Here is a 1,183-nt window from a genome sequence, read left to right as displayed (position 1 = left end):
CGCGGGCGCGGTCAACCCGTACCTCGCCATCCAGTCGGCGCGCGACTGGTCGCGGGGCCGGACGGCGCCGACCCCGAGGACGCCGTCGCCTCGTACCTGCACGCTCTCGAGGACGGCCTGCTGAAGGTGATGTCGAAGATGGGCATCTCCACGGTCGCGTCCTACCAGGGCGCCCAGATCTTCGAGGTCGTGGGCCTCGACTCGTCGGTCGTCGACCGGTTCTTCGCCGGCACGGCGAACCGCACCGAGGGCGTCGGGCTCGGCGAACTGGAAGCGGACGTGCGCGCGCGCCACGCCGCCGGCTTCGAGGCCGAACCCGACGTCGAACGCGTCGGCGAGTTTGAGAACCGGACCGCCGGCCGGTTCCACCAGTGGAACCCGAAGACCGTCCACAGCCTCCAGGAGGCCGTGGACAACGGCGACTACGGCGCGTTCGAGAACTACGCCGAACAGGTCAACGACCAGACCGAGCAGCTCCAGACGCTGCGCGGCCTCCTGGACGTCGACACCGAGGACCGCGAGTCCGTCCCGGTCGAGGACGTCGAGCCGGCCGCCGACATCGTCGAGCGGTTCTCCACCGCGGCGATGAGCCTGGGCAGCCTCAGCCCGGAAGCCCACGAGACGAACGCCGAGGCCGCCAACGGCCTGGGCGCGAAAGCGAACACGGGCGAGGGCGGGGAACCGCCCGAGCGCTTCGACACGGTGAAAGAGTGCGCCATCAAGCAGGTCGCGTCGGGCCGCTTCGGCGTGACGAGCACGTACCTCTCGGCCGCCGACGACCTCCAGATCAAGATGGCGCAGGGCTCGAAGCCCGGCGAGGGCGGTCACCTCCCCGGGAAGAAGGTCAACGAGATGATCGCGGACGTCCGGTGTTCGACGCCCGGCGTCGGCCTCATCAGCCCGCCGCCCCAGCACGACATCTACAGCATCGAGGACCTCAAACAGCTCATCCACGACCTGCGCGCAGCCAACCCTGACGCCCGCGTGCACGTGAAACTCGTCTCAGAGGCGGGCATCGGCACCGTCGCCGCGGGCTGCGCGAAGGCGGGCGCGGACTGCATCCACATCTCCGGGCACTCCGGCGGCACGGGCGCGTCCCCGAAGACCAGCATCAAGCACGCCGGCCTGCCGTGGGAGCTCGGCCTCGCGGAAGCCAACCAGTTGCTCCGCGAGACCGGGCTCC

The 1,183-nt window shown here is 70.5% G+C and carries 1 pseudogene; it reads left to right on the top strand.

Annotated elements, in window-relative coordinates:
- A pseudogene (locus GRX66_RS19180) lies at positions 1 to 1,183 on the top strand (glutamate synthase-related protein); the annotation flags it as partial.

The sequence above is a fragment of the Halobacterium bonnevillei genome, from assembly GCF_009831555.1.
Lineage (GTDB): Archaea > Halobacteriota > Halobacteria > Halobacteriales > Halobacteriaceae > Halobacterium > Halobacterium bonnevillei.
This window is presented reverse-complemented; position numbering and strand designations above follow the sequence as displayed.